Consider the following 15,774-nt stretch of genomic DNA (forward strand, 5'->3'; position numbering starts at 1 on the left):
AAAAATTCCTCTGGGAGTTTTTTATTCACTAAGTTCTTTTTCGCCAATCGCCGGAGGCTGCTCCGGCTCTGCCTCGCCGCTGCGTAAGACGGTCAGCACGCCGAAGATGACCCAGGTGACGCAGCCCATATCGCGCCGAAACTGGAAAAATGAATTCACCAAGCTGAACGCGAGCTGGCTCGTTGTGAAGGCAAAAATCATAATGGCCCACCGGTTTCCGGGCGATTTTTTTAGAATGGACCAAGCCAGCCAGATGGAGCCGCCGATGAAAAAAGCGAAGATGAGGAGGGCGGGAACGCCGCCCCGGTAGAGCAGGTCGAGATACAGGTTATGAGAATAGGTCGCGGTGAGATCTTTCGGGAGAAAATGAAACTGTTTTGTCATTTCGTTGGCTAAGCGGGAGTACTCACTCGCAAAATTATTCGCTCGGCCGGTCCATGGCTTCTGGCGGACGAGCTCGGACGTGACCCGCCAAATGGTTGACCGTCCGCTGGTAAAGTTTCTCGCGTTATTGTCTTTTAAAGCGGTTGCTTGGACTACCTCCAGATGGGACATCTCTGCAATGTCATGAAAGCGTGGCATTTGCAGTATGACGGTCCACAGGGCAGCTACTAAGGACAGAGCGATAAAGGCATCGAGGACTTTCTTCCACGGAAGTCGGGAAAGCAAAAGAAGGATCCCCGCTTGGATGGCGGCGATTCCCCACGCGCCCAAAGAGAAAGAGAGAAACGTTACGCCGGTGCCGACAATACAGCAGGCCGCTGAAAACAGCACCTGTCCCGCTCTTTTCCAGAAACCGGCCAGTTTCCAGCCGAGGACATCAAGCCCCCGGTCGTAGACCACCAGCGAGATGAGAAGGCCCCAGTACCCGAGGTCGTCGCCGTTATTCATGTAGCCGTCTCTAAAAAATAGCGGCCTAGTGCAGTAGACGGCTGAGATGACGAGGAACCCGGCGAAAAGAACCCATCGGAGCTTTTGCTGCCGGTCTAGGGAGCCGCACAGTCGGGCTGACAGCCAGGTGCCGACGAGAAAGTCAAGAAAAAATGACCAACCATGAACCCACTCGCCAACCGGCGTCTCGGGCGTGCCGAGGGCCGGGCCAATGGCGCACCAGACAGTCAGAAGACAGACAAAAAGAAAAAGCCGCCGTCCGCCTGGAGAAAATCGGGGCGTTAACGGCACCCTCCAGAGAACGCGCTGAACGAGGACCAGCAGAAGGGCGATTCCCCACGGCGCGTAGTGGGCCACAGGCCGAAACGCCGAAAGGCCGGCTCCCAGCGCCAGCAGCCAAAATGCAGCTTCGTCCAATTTCTGCGGCCAAAGAGATGACGTTTTGGCCTTGAAGGAGCTTGCAGTGCAGTTTTGAATTTCCATCATCAAGGAGTTCCTCCTGACGCCCGGGAAAGATAGAGCTGTTCTTTAGGGCGCTGTTACAAACGTAATATTCCAAGATTTTTTTATTTTACCCCAAAGATCTGTCAGGCGTCAAAAAAGCCCGTTGGAGTTCTTATGAACTCCAACGGGCTTCCTGTGAGTTTTTAGTTCTCGTGATCGTGCTCGTGCGTACCAGCCAGACTCTTCATGGTTGGCCGGCCTTGGCGGGTCAGGTAGTCGTTGATCGCCGCGGTGATGGCCTCCTCGGCCAAGACGGAGCAGTGCATCTTGACGGCCGGCAGGCCTTCGAGCGCCTCTGCTACCGCCTTGTTGGTGATTTTCAGGGCCTCCTGAATGGTCTTGCCCTTGATGAGCGTCGTGGCCATGCTGGAGCTGGCGATTGCCGAGGCGCAACCGAATGTCATGAACTTGATGTCCTCGATCACGTCGTCTTTAATTCTCAGGGTGATTCGCATAATATCCCCGCACTTGGCGTTGCCGACCTCGCCGACCCCGTCAGGGTTTTCTATCTCCCCCACGTTGCGCGGGTTGCGGAAGTGGTCCATTACAACTTCGCTGTACATCATGATTATTTGCCTCCCTCAGCGGCAAGAAACTCGTGCCATAACGGCGACATCTCCCGGCGTCTGGCGACGATCTTCGGCAGCACATCGAGCACGTAATCAATATCCTCGTCGGTCGTGTGAGCGCCCAGCGTGAGCCGCACCGAGCCGTGCGCCCATTCGTGCTTCAGCCCGATGGCCATCAGCACGTGGGACGGGTCAAGCGACGCGGACGCGCAGGCGCTGCCGGTTGAAACGGCGATTCCCGCGTCGTCCAAGTCGAACAGCATCGTCTCACCCTCGATGCCGACGAAGCTCAGATTGCAGTTGTTAGGCAGCCGGTTCTTGCGGGAACCGTTGACCCGGCTGTGCGGCACTGCGGCCAACAGGCCGTCGATCAGCCGGTCGCGCATGGCCGACAGCGTAGCGTTCTTCTTGGTCATCTCTTTGGCGGCCAGTTCAATAGCCATCCCCATGCCCACGATGCCCGGGACGTTCTCGGTGCCGCCGCGGCGCGACTTCTCCTGTCCGCCGCCGTGGATCAGGTTTTCGATCTTGAGCCCCTTGCGGATGTAAATGAAGCCGACGCCCTTGGGCCCTTGGAACTTGTGCCCGGCGGCGGACAGCATATCCACGTCGAGCTCCTTCACGTTAATCGGAGTCTGGGTCATCGCCTGAACGGCATCGGTGTGGAACAGCGCGCCCTTGGCGTGAGCGACTTTCGCCAGCTGGGCGATCGGTTCGATGGTCCCGATCTCGTTGTTGGCGAACATGATTGACACCAAACAGGTCTTGTCGTCTACGGCCTTTTCCAGCGCTTCTGGCGTCACAACGCCCTCGCCGTCCACGGGGACCGTCACGATTTCAAAACCGTTCCGGCGAAGAAAATCCATCGTGTGCAGCACGGCGTGATGTTCTATCGGGCTTGTGACCAGCTTCGGCCGGCTGGCTCCCTTCGACCACGCCGTGCCCTTGATGGCCCAGTTGTCGCCTTCCGAGCCGCCGCCGGTGAAGAATACCTCGTCAGGCTGGGCGCCGATGACCGAGGCTACCTGCTGACGCGCTTTTTTAACGCCTTCGCGGGCCTTGTCCGAAAAGTCGTAAAGCGACGAGGGGTTGAAGTACTCCTCGCTGAAAAACGGCAGCATGACGTCTAAAACCTCGCGGCGAACGGCAGTCGTCGCCGCGTTGTCCATATATACTTTCCGCAACTGGCTCTCCTCCTTTAGTGTCCCGACAGGCCTTGCCGGGACTCCCCTAGAACAATTTCAGAATAGCATAGCCGTCTATTTTGGTCAATTTTAGTGCACGGTAAAACTGAGGAAGGCGATTACAGGTATTTTCGCTCGATCTGCTCGAGTTCCGCCAAGTGATCGACCGCTTTCAGTCCTGTGCCGGACAGAAGGGTCAAAGTAATTTCGTTGGGCAGAATTTGCCCTTCTTTGATGAGCTCGCTCAGCGCCGGGGCGACGACGGCGCTGGTCGGCTCGACGAAAAGCCCCCGCCGGGCCAGCGACTTGAATCCCGCGGCGATTTGGCCGTTATTGACCCGGACAAAACGCCCGCCGGTTTCCCGGACTGCCTGAATGACTTGGAAGCCCCGGACGGGTTCAGCGGACGCGATGCCCTCGGCGAACGTGTGCCCTTTTTCAATCGCCGCCGGCTCGTCCTCCCCTCGGTCGAACGCCTCAGCCAGTGGGGCACATTCCGCCGCTTGGACGGCGTAGATTCGGGGCATTCGGCTGATAGCCCCGCAGGCGGCAAGCTCCTGAAAGGCCCGAAACGCGCCGATTACAAGACTTCCCTGACCGGCCGGCACGACGACAGCGTCTGGGGCGCGGAAATCCATCTGCTCCCACGCTTCCAGAGCCCAAGTCCTGACCCCGAGGGCAAACCACGGGTTCCAGTTGTGGCTGCTGTAGAAGTGGGTCTCACCCATCGCGACTGCTGCGGCGGTCGTGTCCTCCCGAGAGCCCGGAACCCGGTGAATATGAGCGCCGTACGAGCCGATTTGAAGGCATTTGCCCTCAGACGTGCTTGCAGGGACGAACACGTGGCAGGTGATGCCGGAGGCGGCACAGTAGGCCGCCAAGGACGAGCCGGCGTTCCCCGACGAGTCCTCGACGATCTCGCGCCGGCCGGTTTCCGCCAACGACGCCGCCATGACGGCGGTTCCCCGGTCTTTGTACGAGCCGGTGGGCAGGAGAAAGTCCAGCTTCCAAAAGACGGTCCGCCCGTCCCACTCGAGGGGCAGCAGCGGCGTTTGTCCTTCTCCGAGCCGAGCGGCCTTCTCGGGGTGCCGGAGTCCTAACGCCCGGCCGTATTTCCAGAACCCGTCATGTCTTCGGCTCAGCTGCTCCGGGTCAAAGGAGAGAGCCTGCTCGAACCGGTAGTCAAACGGGCCGCCGCAGGTGCACCGCCAGAGGTTCGTCTCGTCAGGGAACGAGGCGCCGCACCGAGCGCAGACTAACATGAGCCGGCCTCCCGGGCGATCGCGCGCAGTGTTCCTTCAGGCCTCAGGGATAAATTGCCTCGGGTTTGGCAGACTGATTTGAAAAAGGTTTCCGTCATCGTCTTTCCCCCTTGTTGAAACTCCTGTCGCTTCATTATAACTTTTCTAAGCGGCAGTTCAACGGGAGGACTGCCGGACGAGTCTCAGGGGAGCCTATGAAAAATTCCCTGCCGAGATACGGCAGGGAATTTTTTCTGTAAAGGACAATTTTTACAGGAACAGACCTCTCATCTTGACGGCTTCGGCAACTCGATGGATAGCGGCCAAGAAGGCGGCTCTTCTCATGCGGACGTTGTGTTCCTTCGAGTAGTTCCACACTCTCATAAAGTTCTCGGTCATCTGATGGACAAGACGCTCGTTGTAGCGCTCTTCCGTCCAGAAGTCGCCGCTCAGGTCTTGGCACCACTCGTAGTAGGATCCGATGACGCCCGCCGAGTTGGCGAGGAAGTCAGGAATCACGAGGACGCCTTTCTTGGCGAGGATCTCATCGGCTTCGGGGGTCGTCGGTCCGTTGGCGCCTTCGACGATGAACTTAGCCTTGATCTTGTCGGCGTTCTTGGCGTTGATGGCGCCTTCCATGGCGCAGGGAAGCATCACTTCGCACTCAATGTCAAAGATATCGGCGCACTCCATCTTCTTGACGCCGGGCTGAACTTTCTCAAATCCGGTCAGCAGACGTTTCGGGTCGTTGGCTGCATGAGCCAGAGCCTTGGGAATGTCGAGGCCGTCCGGGCAGTAGTACGTGCCGGTGATGTCGGAAATGGCGACGACCTTCATGCCGAACTCGTGCAGGAACTTAGCGGTGAAGCTGCCCACGTTGCCGAATCCCTGAACTGTGACCTTGCCGCCCTTGACCTGGGCGCCGACCACGTCAAGCAGAGCCTTGGCGCAGGTGGCCACGCCGAGTCCGGTGGCAGCGCCGCGTCCGCGGGCGCCCCAGAACGACACGGGCTTGCCGGTGAAGATGGCGGGTTCCAGCCGGCCGCGCATCTTGCTGATCGTGTCAGTAAACCACACCATGGTCTGAGGATCGGTTCCCAGATCGGGAGCCGGCACGTCGGTCATAGCGCCGACGACGGGCTCAATGCGGGCCGCGAACGTGCGGGCGATACGCTCTTTTTCCTTGGCTGACAGCTTGAGGGAGTCGCAGTTGACGCCACCCTTGCCGCCGCCGTAGGGGATGCCGGCCAGCGAGCATTTCCAAGTCATCATGAACGCCAGAGCTTCGCACTCGTCCATGCAGACGTCCTGGTGGAATCTCACGCCGCCCTTGCCGGGGCCCAGAGCGCTGCTGTGCAGTACCCGGAAGCCCTCGAAGACGCGGATGGATCCGTCATCCATCTCAACCGGGACGGAAACGCAGGTCTTGCGCTCGGAGTGAGCCAGAATGTCCGTGAGCCCGTCAGGCAGCCCCATCTCCTCGGCAGCGCCGTAGAAGTTCGCCAGAGCGGTTCTCAGCAGAACGTTTTCAGAAGTTCTTTTCACAACAGCCATGGGAAGCACCTCCAAATGATGTTGGCAACGACAAGTCGTTGCATTCCACTACGAGAAACTACCTCACTGTTGATTGCTTTCTGACAGTTCAATCATACCATGTTCTGGCCGCTCTGACAGAGAAAATACGGGAGGGGCCGACGGGATAAAACGACTAATATCCGCCGCAGCACCCCGAGCAGCCTTCGCAGCCGCCCGAAGCGGGCTGCTGGATGAGGGCAGACAGGCACATGGGGACGACCATGAAGAAAATGCCCTGCAGGTCGATTTCCACTTGGTCGTTCTCGAACTCGATGGCGTCGGGGACCCAAATGGTCACGCCGTCCTTTTCGAGCTTGGTGAAGTCGGCCTCGCTGAAATTGGCCCCCTCGGCCGTTTTGACCAGCGCCACCAGCTGGCTGTGACACGCCATGCCGATTTGGTCGATGTACACTTCACACTCGGGGCCGATTTCTTTGAGTCTCTCCAAGGCGCGGTCGGTGATGATCAGGTTCAGGTTTCTCATGTTTTTTCCTCCTCAGGATGTTTAAAAACGATTTTAATTAGGAATAAATCTCAAATCCAAGCTTTTGGCAGACCGACGCCATGTCGGCCGCTAACGGCGCGTCGAAACGTCTCCCCGAGATCTCCTTCAGGCAGTCGTCCGGGGAGTTCACAACCAAGCAAGTAGCATGAAGCATCGGGCGGCGGATTCCCAGCCGGCGCACCTGTGGCTTGGCGGAGAAGTCGCCGTACTTGGCGTCGCCTAAGATCGGGTGGCCGATGTGGTTCATGTGGACGCGGATCTGATGGGTTCGGCCCGTGAGGATCTCCACCTCTGCCAAGCTGAACTGTCCGTCGGTGGCGAGGCGTCGGAACCGCGTAACGGCCCGTTCGCCATTCGACGCCACTCGGACGAGTTTTTTGTCCGGGTCCTTGAGCAGCGGCGCGTCGATTTGCCCGGAAGGCGGCAGCTGGCCGCTGACCAGAGCGAGATAGGTTTTATTCGCCGTTCGCTCTTTGAAGCAGACCATCAGGCTCCGAAGGGCTTGTCCGTCCAGCGCGAGGATCATGACCCCTGATGTGTTCCTGTCCAGCCTGTGAACCAGCTGGGCGCCGAAGGCCGGATCGGAGGCGTAGCCGAGCGCGCGAGTCGCTACGCTGTCCTCGCCTTTAGTGTCCGGCTGGCTGAGCAGTCCGGCCGGCTTGTTGATCACCAGAACGGAATCGCTCCGGTAAAGGACGTCAAGCGGTCTGTGTCGGACTTGAACTTCCGGCTGGGCGTCGGGTGCTTCCCACGGGACGAACACCATCTGACCTGCGGCGACTTTGGTCCGAAAGTCGGCGCGGGCCCCGTCGAGGCGCACGCTTCCTTTTCGGAAGAACTTCATCATAGCGCCGAGCGGCAGCGCCGGATAGATGCTCCGAAGCAGGGCGTCCAGCCGGCGTCCGTCGTCGTGTCGGGTTACTTCAAATTGGTATGACACGGTTCGCTCCCGGCGGGGTCGTCAGGCCGCCACTTCCAGAAACGTCGTTGGGCGGAAAAGTCCCAAGCCGATATGGCCTGTCCTGGGTCGGTCCCGCCGTCTAACGCGCCGGTCGCTTGGCTCCAGCAGGCCAAAAGAAAGTCCAAATTATCCGCGGCGGCGACGATGAGGGCTTCCGGCGTGGCCGGCAGGACCGGCGAGCCGAACTCCTTCTGTCCGTGATGGCTCAGCAGGATGTGCCCCAGATGGGTCTTTAGGGGCTCTTGAAGGCCAAATTCCTCAGCCAGCCGGCAGAACTTGGCGTAGCCGCGGGCCACGTGATCTATTACAGTGCCCTCGAGCGTCATTTCCGGGCCGGGGGAGAGCAGGTACGAGTCCAGTTTCCCCAGGTCGTGAAGGCAAGCTCCGGCAGTTACCACGTTCACGTCTGGGCGCAGGGCCGAGCCGGCGTAACTTTCGGCCATGGACTTAGCCAGCCGCGCCACGCCGAGCGTGTGTTCCAGCAGGCCGTGAACGTAGGCGTGGTGATGGGCCACTGCCGCTGGGTAGACGAGAAACATGTCCCAATACGGCCCCTGAGGGTCGAACACGAACCGCAGAAAATCTCCGGCCGGGCCGCTGCAGCCGTTGATGAGCTCGGAGAACTGGCGGCTCAGCTCCTCGATTGGCACGTCGGACGACTGGATAAGAGCCGTGGCTTTGTATCGCTCGTCAGTCTGGTTCAGAATGTAGGCCTTGTTGAACGTGTACTGCGTCTTGCCGTTGTACGAGCCAACCTGCCCCAAGACGCCCAGCGTCTTGCCCTTCAAGTTGATGATGTCCGGTGACTCGGCAGGGGATGTGATGACCTTGGCAGGGTCAGAGCGTTTGTCGTACCACTGACAGTTTCCCCATATTTTCGCGGTGATCGTGCCGGTTTTGTCCGACAGCTCGACGTTCCAATAGGGGTTATCGTTTCGGTCCCGCAGCATCCGAACGGACGTGACGAGGCCGAACGCGTTGAAGCGCTCCCCTTCGGAGAGCGCGGACACTTCCGCAAAAGTTCTATTCGTATCGCTCATTAACGGGCTCCTTTGCGCGGATATCGTCGGCCGATTGTCGAGCCTTTTCGTCTTGTATTCTATCACCATTCGTCGGTTGAATCGGCGAGTGCCTTGCCGAATGTAAGACTCAGAAATGACGGCAAAAATAAAAAGCGTCTCAGGCAGAGGAACCTGAAACGCTTTGACTCTGTTTTGGAATTACTCTTCGTTGGTCAGCTCGATGACCTCTTCGTCGATGTCGATCTGCGGCCCGCCGGATGCTTCGCCCTCTTCCGGCTCGTCCCCTTCTTCGCTGACGGTCACAAAGCCGAGGCTTTCGGAGACTTTCGCCAAGACGGCGGCCTTGATCTCTTCCTTCAGATCCGGGTGCTCGTCCAAGTAGGCTGCGACCTTCTCCTTTCCTTGAGCGATCGTCTCGCCCTTGTAGGTGACCCACGAGCCTTTGCGCTTCAGGATGTTGGCGTCCATGCTCATGTCCACCACGGCCATGGTCTTTGGCACGCCCTGACCGTAAATCAGCGAGGCGTGGGCGGTGCGGAACGGCGGCGCCAGCTTGTTCTTGACGACCTTGATGAACAGCTCGTGGCCGATGGTCTCCTCGCCTTTGGTGATGTTCTTGCCCCGCCGCACTTCGATTCGGACCGACGTGTAGAACTTCAGCGCTCGGCCGCCGGTGGTCGTTTCCTGAGGGCCCCGGGCATAGCCGGTTGAGATGGTGGCTCGCAGCTGGTTTATGAAGATGACGATGCACCGGCTCTTGGCGATGGCGGCGGTGAGCCGTCTCAACCCGTAGGACATCAGCCGGGCCTGCAGGCCGACGCTCGGGTCGCCGATCTGTCCGTCGATTTCTGCCTGAGGCGTCAGGGCCGCCACCGAGTCGACGACGACCATATCCACGGCGCTACTGCGCACGAGCGTTTCCAGAATGTACAGGGCCTGCTCGCCGCTGTCAGGCTGGGCCAAGTAGAGGCTTTCAACGTCAACGCCCAGAGCGGCGGCCAGCCGAGGATCGAGCGCGTGTTCGGCGTCGATGAACGCGGCAATGCCCCCGGATGCCTGTGTCTCGGCGATGGCGTGAAGCGCCAGCGTCGTCTTTCCCGTGCCCTCAGGGCCAAAGATCTCGACGATTCGGCCTCGGGGCAGGCCACCCACGCCCAGAGCGACATCGAGCGGCAGAATGCCGGTGGAGATGACGTCAGCCTGAATGGCCTTGTTGTCGCCCAGCCGCATGATGGATCCTTCGCCGAATTTGCTTCGGATCTCATCAATGGCCTGGGTCAGAACTTCTTCCTTGGTCGTTGGAGCCTGACGTTTCGTCACGATTTTCCCTCCTCTTGGGATTGAGGCGCCGCGGGGAGACTGCGGCTTGCAAGAATCTGATACCGGGCGCCCTGAGGCGTCAAAGTGCTGGTCCGAAGCTGAACGGCTTCGACGGAAAACGACCAGCGTTCAAACGGCTGAAACAGAGCCGCGTTGACCCGCCCTCTCCGCCGGCCGATGGTGATATGGGGGACGAACGGACGCCGTTCGGGCGCCAGCCCTGCCCGTCGGCAGACCTCAGCTGCAAAGCGGACGCACTCGGTCAGTTGGGGCGGACAGTCCAGCTTCAGGCTCCACGCGTCGGCTCCCATGAGGACGACGTCTCCTTCGCCCCGGAGGACGAACGGGCCGGGGAGCGGAACGAGCGGGAACGCGTCAATCAGCTGTCCGCTCGCCTCCGGTGGAAGTGGCCCGCAGAACCGCAGCGTGACGTGGGCCCATCGGCAGTCCGTCGGCCGAAGGGCGGCGGGGGAACAGACGCACTGTAGCCGGGCAAAACTCGCTTGGTCGGGCTTTTCCAGCGGCAGACAGAAGAACCACCGCCGGCTGTCTTGGCTACTCACCGTTCAGCTCCTGTCCTAAAAGGGCCCGGCGCAGCAGTTGGAAGGCAAATTCTACGGTCTGAAGCCTGACGCTCGTCCTGTCGCCTTGGAAATGACGGCACAGGGTAATAGGATCGCCAACCGCCGGTTGAAGGCCGAACCAGACCGTCCCGACGGGCTTTTCCGCGTTTCCGCCGTCGGGCCCGGCGATTCCAGTGACCGACACGGCGATATCTGAGCCGGTCAGGCGCCTAACCCCTTGGGCCATGCTGGCAGCACAGGGCGCGCTCACGGCGCCGGACTCGTCGAGGATGGACTGCGCCACGCCCAGCACGTTCACCTTGACGTCGTTTGAGTAGCTGATGACGCCGCCGACGTACCAGTTCGAGCTGCCGGGCACGGACGTTATCACCGCGCCGATGAGCCCGCCGGTGCAGGACTCGGCCGCTGCCGCTGTCAGCCCTTGGCGGACCGCCAGCTCCTGTAGGGCGCGTGCTTTCTCGTTTAAGGTCTCTAAAGAAACCATGTCAAAAGTCCTGTGCCGGATTGGCCCTGAAAAAAGTACCGAAAGGCGACGAGGCAGAGGTTTGCCTCCACGCCGGCCAGCAGGTCGTCGGCCATGATCCCGACGCCGCCGGGCAGTTTTTCGAGTTTGTTGACCGGCCACGGCTTGAGAATATCAAAAAGTCGGAACAGGGCAAGGCAGGGGATTAGCCAACCGGCAGAGGCGCGGCTGACCATATGGCCGGCCAACGCGATCCACTGGCCTGCCAGCTCGTCGACGATGACTTCCCCCGGGTCGGACTGGCCGAGCGCTCTAGCGTGAGCGCCGCTGGCCCACGTCCCGACGAGAATGGCCGCTAAGATTGCCCAAGGCATGACCTGAGCCGGCAGAAAGTACGCGATGATGCAGGCTTCTGCGCTTCCAATCGTGCCGGGGGCCTGTCCCATGCGCCCGGAGCCAGCCAGCGTGGCAATCCAGCCGGCGGCGCCGAGAGGGCGTTTTTCCTGAGAATCGGTCATGATTTCCCTTCGCTTTCAACTGGACGGCCGAACAGGTCGTACTCTGAACTGTCGTCAATCAGAGCGGATACGATATCGCCCGGCTGAGAGGCCGAGCCGGAAAGGGCGACAGCCCCGTCGATTTCCGGGGCGTCCCGATAGCTGCGTCCCCAGCGGGTGCCGTCCTGATCGACCTCTTCGACGAGGACGTCGAGCCGTCGGCCGACGAACAGCGCCTGCCGCCGCCGGGAAATGGACTGCTGAAGCGACATCAGCTCGTCGTACCGCCGCCCTTTTTCGTCTTCGGGGATTTGGTCGGGGAACGAAGCCGCCTTCGTGCCGTCTTCCGGCGAGTAGGTAAAAGCTCCTAGCCGGTCGAACTGGATATCCTCCACAAAGTCCAGAAGCCGGTCGAACTGGCGCCGCGTCTCGCCGGGAAAACCAACCATCAAGGTGGTGCGGAAGGCAAAGTCCGGGTTAATCTCCCGGGCGATTTTAAACAGCGACCGAATTTTCGTCTCCACCGGCGGCCGGGCCATGCGCTCCAAGACCTGATTGTCGATGTGCTGAATTGGCACGTCGAGCCACGGGACGATTTGTTTGCTGGACGCGATCTGTTCGAGAAGCGCCGTGTCCAAGTGGGAAGGGTGGAGATAAAAAAGCCGAAGCCATACCGATTGGGGCAGCGTTTTCTCGAGCTCGGTCAAAAGTTTTGGCAGAGAACGCTTTTTGTAGAGGTCAGCGCCGTACTCGGTCAGCTCTTGGCCGACAAGGCAAAGCTCTTTGGCGCCTTCTGAGACGAGCCGGCCGGCTTCTTGAACCAGCTCGTCGATGGGGCGACTGCACAGCCGTCCCCGAATGCCGGGGATAGCGCAGTAGGAGCACTGGCAGTTGCAGCCCTCGCTGATTTTGAGATACCGGGTCCAAGGCGTTCGGGTCAGGATATGCCGCCCGTCTCCCAAGTAGGTTGCTCCCATCGACTCGATGAGCTCTTGCCATTGCTCGGAGCGCGCCCAGTAGTCCACGGTGGGGAATTCCTTTTTAAGGTCGTCGCCGTACCGGTTGACCATGCAGCCGACGACGGCCAAGGCCTTTACGTCGCCGCGGGCTTTCATCGTTTCCATGTCGAGCATGGTGCTGATGCCCTCTTCGACGGCCGGTTGGATGAAGCCGCAGGTGTTCAGTAAGATAAGGTCTACGCCCTCAGACTTGTCGGTCAAGGAAAACCCCGCCCTCGCCATGATCCCGGCAAGCCGCTCGCTGTCCGCCTCGTTTTTCGGACAGCCTAAAGTGACGATGTGAGCTGTTTTCACTGCTTGGAGACAGTCCCGTCCGGCGCGTAAATCAGTCGAAGGACGCCGCCGCCCGGGGAAGCCGGGGCGCTGCCGTCCACCGAAGCCTTGACGTTTTGTCCGGCACCGTAAATAACTCGCAGGCCAGTACCGATTTCAAAGGAGTGGCGGGCGCCTTTTTTGATGATCTTCGCGAAGATTTTTTTGCCGTCCCGGGTCACATCAAGCCAGCAGTCGCCATCGGCAACGATGACGAGCTGTTTCGATGACGAAGCGGAGGCTGAGACGGCCGAAGTAGAGGTTGACGCGGCCAGAGCGCCCGCGCTCTGTTCAGACGTGCCAGTCGATTGAGCCGGCTGGTTCGGCGTCTCTTGCGCGGGGCGGACGTGTACGATATCGGCAGCCATCGGGTTTGTCGGGATGGTCTTTCCTGCGCCCGACGACGTTTCGCCTTCGGAAGGCGTTTCGTTTGAGGGCAGAACTGCAATGGTGTCGGCGGTTTTTTGAGTTTGAGTGGCTGGGGCGACGTCAAGCGACACGTCTCGGCGGCTCCACCAGGTCCAACCGGCGCCGATGAGAATCAAAACGGTTAAGGCAAGCAGGATCAATCCGCCGCCTTTTTTCCGCCGGGTCGCGTATGGGGCAACCGTTTTGCGCCGGGAGATCGGCGGCTGAAGCGGGTCATTGGCCCACTGGGCCGACTGGCGGGGCGGCGTTGAAGGCCTTGACCGTCGGGGAACCTGAACGGTTACGGCATGGTCTGCTTGGTCTTCGTGAGAAGAGACAGCCTCTCGCTCGTCTTCTCCAACTTCGGCATTGGAAACCAACGGGGCGAGCGGCAGATCAGGTTCATCGCGGTCTGTGCCAGAGAACTCAGGGGCTTCAATCTGCTCCCCGATGTGGTAATCCTCGTTCAGCGGGGCGGCAGGCTCGTCACCCTCGTCGACTTCGCCCGGGGCAAGCTTTTCCTGTGAAACCGGTTCGTCCTCTCCTTCCGGCAGGGCTTCGTCTACTGTCGGCTCCTCCTCAGCTAAAGTCGCCGGGGCCGGAAAGACTGGCGGCGTGTCGCTCAAGAACGGGGAGTACGCCGGCCAGACATCCATCAGGTTCATCAGGCTCAAGTATTTCTGGACGAAGCCTCGGGCCTGAACCCAGCTGGAAAAGCCGGAAAAGTCGCCCCGCTCAATTCCCTCGAGAAAACGGGGCTGAATGCAGGTCATCGTTGTGACGTCTTCGATCGAAACGCCCCGAGCTTGCCGGGCTTTCTGCAGGACGCTGCCAAGCTCTTCGAGGCTGTGATATTCCGCGTTGTGAGTGTCGATCATCTTGAAAGCACCTCCATGGCACGTTCTCTCATCTCCCGGGCCGTTTGTGCCGGAGCAGGAGTGTTAAATAGGGCGTTTCCCATGACTGCCGCGTCAACTCCGGCAGTCAGCGCTTGGACAAGCGTGTCCTTCCCAAGCCCTCCGTCCATTTCGATGACGAAATTCAAATTCTTGGCGGCTCTCCACTGGCAGAGGGTCTGAGCCTTGGAGCAGACGCTTGAAATAAACGACTGGCCGCCGAACCCGGGGTTCACCGACATCAGCAGGACGAGATCCAAACAGTCGAGCACCGGCTCGACCATGCAGACCGGCGTCCCCGGGTTGAGTGAGACGCCCGCCCAGATGCCGTTCTCCCTGATTCGCGTTAAGGCCCTGTGCAGGTGTCGGGTGCTCTCCTGATGAACGGTGAGGCAGCTGGCGCCGCAGGGCAGAAACATGTCCAGAAAATTCTCCGACGGCTCTACCATCAGGTGGACGTCAAGCCACGCGTCCGGGTACTTTTTCCGCAGGGCTTTGACGAGCGACGGGCCGTACGTCAAATTGGGCACGTAGTGGCCGTCCATGATGTCCACGTGGAGCCAGTCATACGCGCCGTCGAGTTTCTCGACCGATTCAGCCAAGGCCAGCGGATCAGCTGACAACAGCGACGGCGCGAGGAAGAACTTTCTCATTTGTACCGATCCTGCCAGACAAATTCCCCGCCGAGGAAGATGGTGACGATCGCCTCACCGGTATAAGGTACGTTGAGCGATATCGTCTCGCTTGGCTTGGCCTGCCGTTCGAGAATCTTGTGGGTGCCGCTGCGGTCGGTCATCTCAATCCGAAGGCTCATGCCCTTGACCGGCGGCACTTGGTAGCGGACGGTCGCGGTCTTACGGCCCTGTGCGGACGACGTTTGATCGACTTGAGCCGGCCCGGGCGCGGCTTGTTCTCCTTGCGCTGAAACGGTAGCAGGTGAGGCTTGCTCGCCTTGCGCTGGAAGAGTGGCGGTTGTTGTTCCGCTCGGGGCTTCGGCGTTCTCGGCCGGAGCTGCGGGTTCTGCGTCTCCTGCAGGAGTCACCATGACGATTTTAGCACCAGTCGCTGTTGTAGGGCCGGCTTGCGGCAGCTCGTCCGCGGTCGGCTGAGTCGCGTATTTCTTATCTGTCGTGGCCACGGTGAGCGTGATCTTGCTCTTCTGCGCGACTGATGAGCCGGCTCGGGGGCTCATGGCGATCACCATGCCGGTGGGGGTCGATTTGCCGTACTGCCATGTGACGGAGGTTCTCAGGCCGCTGGCGCTCAGAAGTTCTTGGGCCTGAGAAAGTTTCTTGTCCACCACGTCGGGAAGGATCACCTTGCCGGCGGCAACTTGGCCGAGGCTCACCAGCAGGTCAACTTTCTGCGACGACGGAATATTGGCCGGATAGGCCGGGTTCTGGGCGATGACAGTGCCGGCCGGCTCAGACGCCGATACCTTGAGAAGGTCTCCTACCGCGAACCCTTGGTTCTGCAGCTGCGCCACGGCAGATGCTTCAGGCTGCCGTCTGACATCTGGGACAGCTACGCCCTGAGTTCCTTGGCTGACTCTCAGAGTGACGATTTTGTCGGAGCGGAGCTTGCGTCCCGCTTCGGGCCACTGGCTGATGACAGTGCCCTGAGGCAGAGACGACTCCTGTTGATCGATACGGGCTTGCAACCCTATTTTTTCAAGCGTCGCGACCGCTTCAACGACGGAAGTCCCGCGAAGCGGAGGCAGCGGAGAGCTTGAGCTGCCCAAGAAAATGTTGTACCCGATGACAGCCGCCGATCCGATGACGGCCAAGAGGGCCAGAAGAATCGCCAAACGCAGAAAACGCATA

16 protein-coding genes are annotated in these 15,774 nt (G+C 60.1%); all 16 read right to left on the reverse strand.

Annotated elements, in window-relative coordinates:
- Positions 1-21 precede the first annotated feature (21 nt).
- Positions 22-1,377, reverse strand: coding sequence for an O-antigen ligase family protein (locus HMPREF1249_RS05960; protein ID WP_008523409.1), 1,356 nt, complete (start codon positions 1,375-1,377; stop codon positions 22-24).
- A gap of 161 nt (positions 1,378-1,538) precedes the next feature.
- On the reverse strand, positions 1,539-1,961 hold the full coding sequence (gene nifU / locus HMPREF1249_RS05965) for a Fe-S cluster assembly scaffold protein NifU (protein WP_008523408.1): 423 nt from the start codon (positions 1,959-1,961) through the stop codon (positions 1,539-1,541).
- A 2-nt stretch (positions 1,962-1,963) separates the two neighbouring features.
- Positions 1,964-3,148 carry a cysteine desulfurase NifS gene (nifS, locus tag HMPREF1249_RS05970; RefSeq protein WP_008523407.1) on the reverse strand — a complete coding sequence of 395 codons (1,185 nt, stop codon included), beginning with the start codon at positions 3,146-3,148 and terminating at the stop codon, positions 1,964-1,966.
- Positions 3,149-3,267: 119 nt separating this feature from the next.
- Entirely contained in the window at positions 3,268-4,410 is a 1,143-nt protein-coding gene (locus HMPREF1249_RS05975) for a threonine synthase (protein ID WP_008519648.1), read from the reverse strand.
- Between the two features lie 249 nt (positions 4,411-4,659).
- Positions 4,660-5,943 (reverse strand): Glu/Leu/Phe/Val family dehydrogenase, encoded by a 1,284-nt coding sequence (locus HMPREF1249_RS05980; RefSeq protein ID WP_008519644.1) that lies wholly within the window; start codon positions 5,941-5,943, stop codon positions 4,660-4,662.
- A 154-nt stretch (positions 5,944-6,097) separates the two neighbouring features.
- The gene (locus HMPREF1249_RS05985) at positions 6,098-6,448 is read right to left on the reverse strand and encodes a hypothetical protein (protein WP_008519643.1); all 351 of its coding nucleotides are present in this window, start codon (positions 6,446-6,448) and stop codon (positions 6,098-6,100) included.
- 37 nt (positions 6,449-6,485) lie between these two features.
- Complete coding sequence (locus tag HMPREF1249_RS05990; protein WP_008523406.1) at positions 6,486-7,409, reverse strand: RluA family pseudouridine synthase; 924 nt, start codon at positions 7,407-7,409, stop codon at positions 6,486-6,488.
- Positions 7,388-8,470: a 3'-5' exoribonuclease YhaM family protein gene (locus tag HMPREF1249_RS05995; protein WP_008523405.1), complete on the reverse strand. Its 1,083-nt coding sequence runs from the start codon at positions 8,468-8,470 to the stop codon at positions 7,388-7,390. Before HMPREF1249_RS05995 ends, HMPREF1249_RS05990 begins: the two co-directional genes overlap by 22 nt.
- Positions 8,471-8,650: 180 nt before the next feature.
- On the reverse strand, positions 8,651-9,772 hold the full coding sequence (recA, locus tag HMPREF1249_RS06000) for a recombinase RecA (protein WP_008519636.1): 1,122 nt from the start codon (positions 9,770-9,772) through the stop codon (positions 8,651-8,653).
- Positions 9,769-10,335: a 2'-5' RNA ligase family protein gene (locus tag HMPREF1249_RS06005; RefSeq protein WP_008523402.1), complete on the reverse strand. Its 567-nt coding sequence runs from the start codon at positions 10,333-10,335 to the stop codon at positions 9,769-9,771. Before HMPREF1249_RS06005 ends, recA begins: the two co-directional genes overlap by 4 nt.
- A complete protein-coding gene (locus HMPREF1249_RS06010) occupies positions 10,328-10,840 on the reverse strand; it encodes a CinA family protein (protein ID WP_008519634.1) in 513 nt (170 codons plus the stop codon). The genes HMPREF1249_RS06005 and HMPREF1249_RS06010 overlap by 8 nt, the downstream gene beginning before the upstream one ends.
- A complete protein-coding gene (locus HMPREF1249_RS06015; protein WP_008523399.1) occupies positions 10,828-11,337 on the reverse strand; it encodes a phosphatidylglycerophosphatase A family protein in 510 nt (169 codons plus the stop codon). The genes HMPREF1249_RS06010 and HMPREF1249_RS06015 overlap by 13 nt, the downstream gene beginning before the upstream one ends.
- A complete protein-coding gene (gene rimO / locus HMPREF1249_RS06020) occupies positions 11,334-12,629 on the reverse strand; it encodes a 30S ribosomal protein S12 methylthiotransferase RimO (RefSeq protein ID WP_008519630.1) in 1,296 nt (431 codons plus the stop codon). Before rimO ends, HMPREF1249_RS06015 begins: the two co-directional genes overlap by 4 nt.
- On the reverse strand, positions 12,626-13,933 hold the full coding sequence (locus tag HMPREF1249_RS06025) for a RodZ domain-containing protein (RefSeq protein WP_008523397.1): 1,308 nt from the start codon (positions 13,931-13,933) through the stop codon (positions 12,626-12,628). The genes rimO and HMPREF1249_RS06025 overlap by 4 nt, the downstream gene beginning before the upstream one ends.
- Entirely contained in the window at positions 13,930-14,604 is a 675-nt protein-coding gene (rpe, locus tag HMPREF1249_RS06030) for a ribulose-phosphate 3-epimerase (protein WP_008523395.1), read from the reverse strand. The genes HMPREF1249_RS06025 and rpe overlap by 4 nt, the downstream gene beginning before the upstream one ends.
- The gene (locus HMPREF1249_RS06035) at positions 14,601-15,773 is read right to left on the reverse strand and encodes a PASTA domain-containing protein (RefSeq protein WP_008523393.1); all 1,173 of its coding nucleotides are present in this window, start codon (positions 15,771-15,773) and stop codon (positions 14,601-14,603) included. Before HMPREF1249_RS06035 ends, rpe begins: the two co-directional genes overlap by 4 nt.
- Between the last annotated feature and the right edge of the window lies 1 nt (position 15,774).

The organism is Jonquetella sp. BV3C21 (assembly GCF_000468895.1).
Classification (GTDB): domain Bacteria; phylum Synergistota; class Synergistia; order Synergistales; family Dethiosulfovibrionaceae; genus Jonquetella; species Jonquetella anthropi.

What these genes read in the sequence shown, in the direction of transcription:
- HMPREF1249_RS05960 (WP_008523409.1), bottom strand. Translation starts at nt 1,377, where the DNA reads ATGATGGAAATTCAAAACTGCACTGCAAGCTCCTTCAAGGCCAAAACG.
- nifU (WP_008523408.1), bottom strand. Translation starts at nt 1,961, where the DNA reads ATGATGTACAGCGAAGTTGTAATGGACCACTTCCGCAACCCGCGCAAC.
- HMPREF1249_RS05975 (WP_008519648.1), bottom strand. Translation starts at nt 4,410, where the DNA reads ATGTTAGTCTGCGCTCGGTGCGGCGCCTCGTTCCCTGACGAGACGAAC.
- HMPREF1249_RS05980 (WP_008519644.1), bottom strand. Translation starts at nt 5,943, where the DNA reads ATGGCTGTTGTGAAAAGAACTTCTGAAAACGTTCTGCTGAGAACCGCT.
- HMPREF1249_RS05985 (WP_008519643.1), bottom strand. Translation starts at nt 6,448, where the DNA reads ATGAGAAACCTGAACCTGATCATCACCGACCGCGCCTTGGAGAGACTC.
- HMPREF1249_RS05995 (WP_008523405.1), bottom strand. Translation starts at nt 8,470, where the DNA reads ATGAGCGATACGAATAGAACTTTTGCGGAAGTGTCCGCGCTCTCCGAA.
- HMPREF1249_RS06010 (WP_008519634.1), bottom strand. Translation starts at nt 10,840, where the DNA reads ATGGTTTCTTTAGAGACCTTAAACGAGAAAGCACGCGCCCTACAGGAG.
- HMPREF1249_RS06015 (WP_008523399.1), bottom strand. Translation starts at nt 11,337, where the DNA reads ATGACCGATTCTCAGGAAAAACGCCCTCTCGGCGCCGCCGGCTGGATT.
- HMPREF1249_RS06025 (WP_008523397.1), bottom strand. Translation starts at nt 13,933, where the DNA reads ATGATCGACACTCACAACGCGGAATATCACAGCCTCGAAGAGCTTGGC.
- rpe (WP_008523395.1), bottom strand. Translation starts at nt 14,604, where the DNA reads ATGAGAAAGTTCTTCCTCGCGCCGTCGCTGTTGTCAGCTGATCCGCTG.
- HMPREF1249_RS06035 (WP_008523393.1), bottom strand. Translation starts at nt 15,773, where the DNA reads ATGCGTTTTCTGCGTTTGGCGATTCTTCTGGCCCTCTTGGCCGTCATC.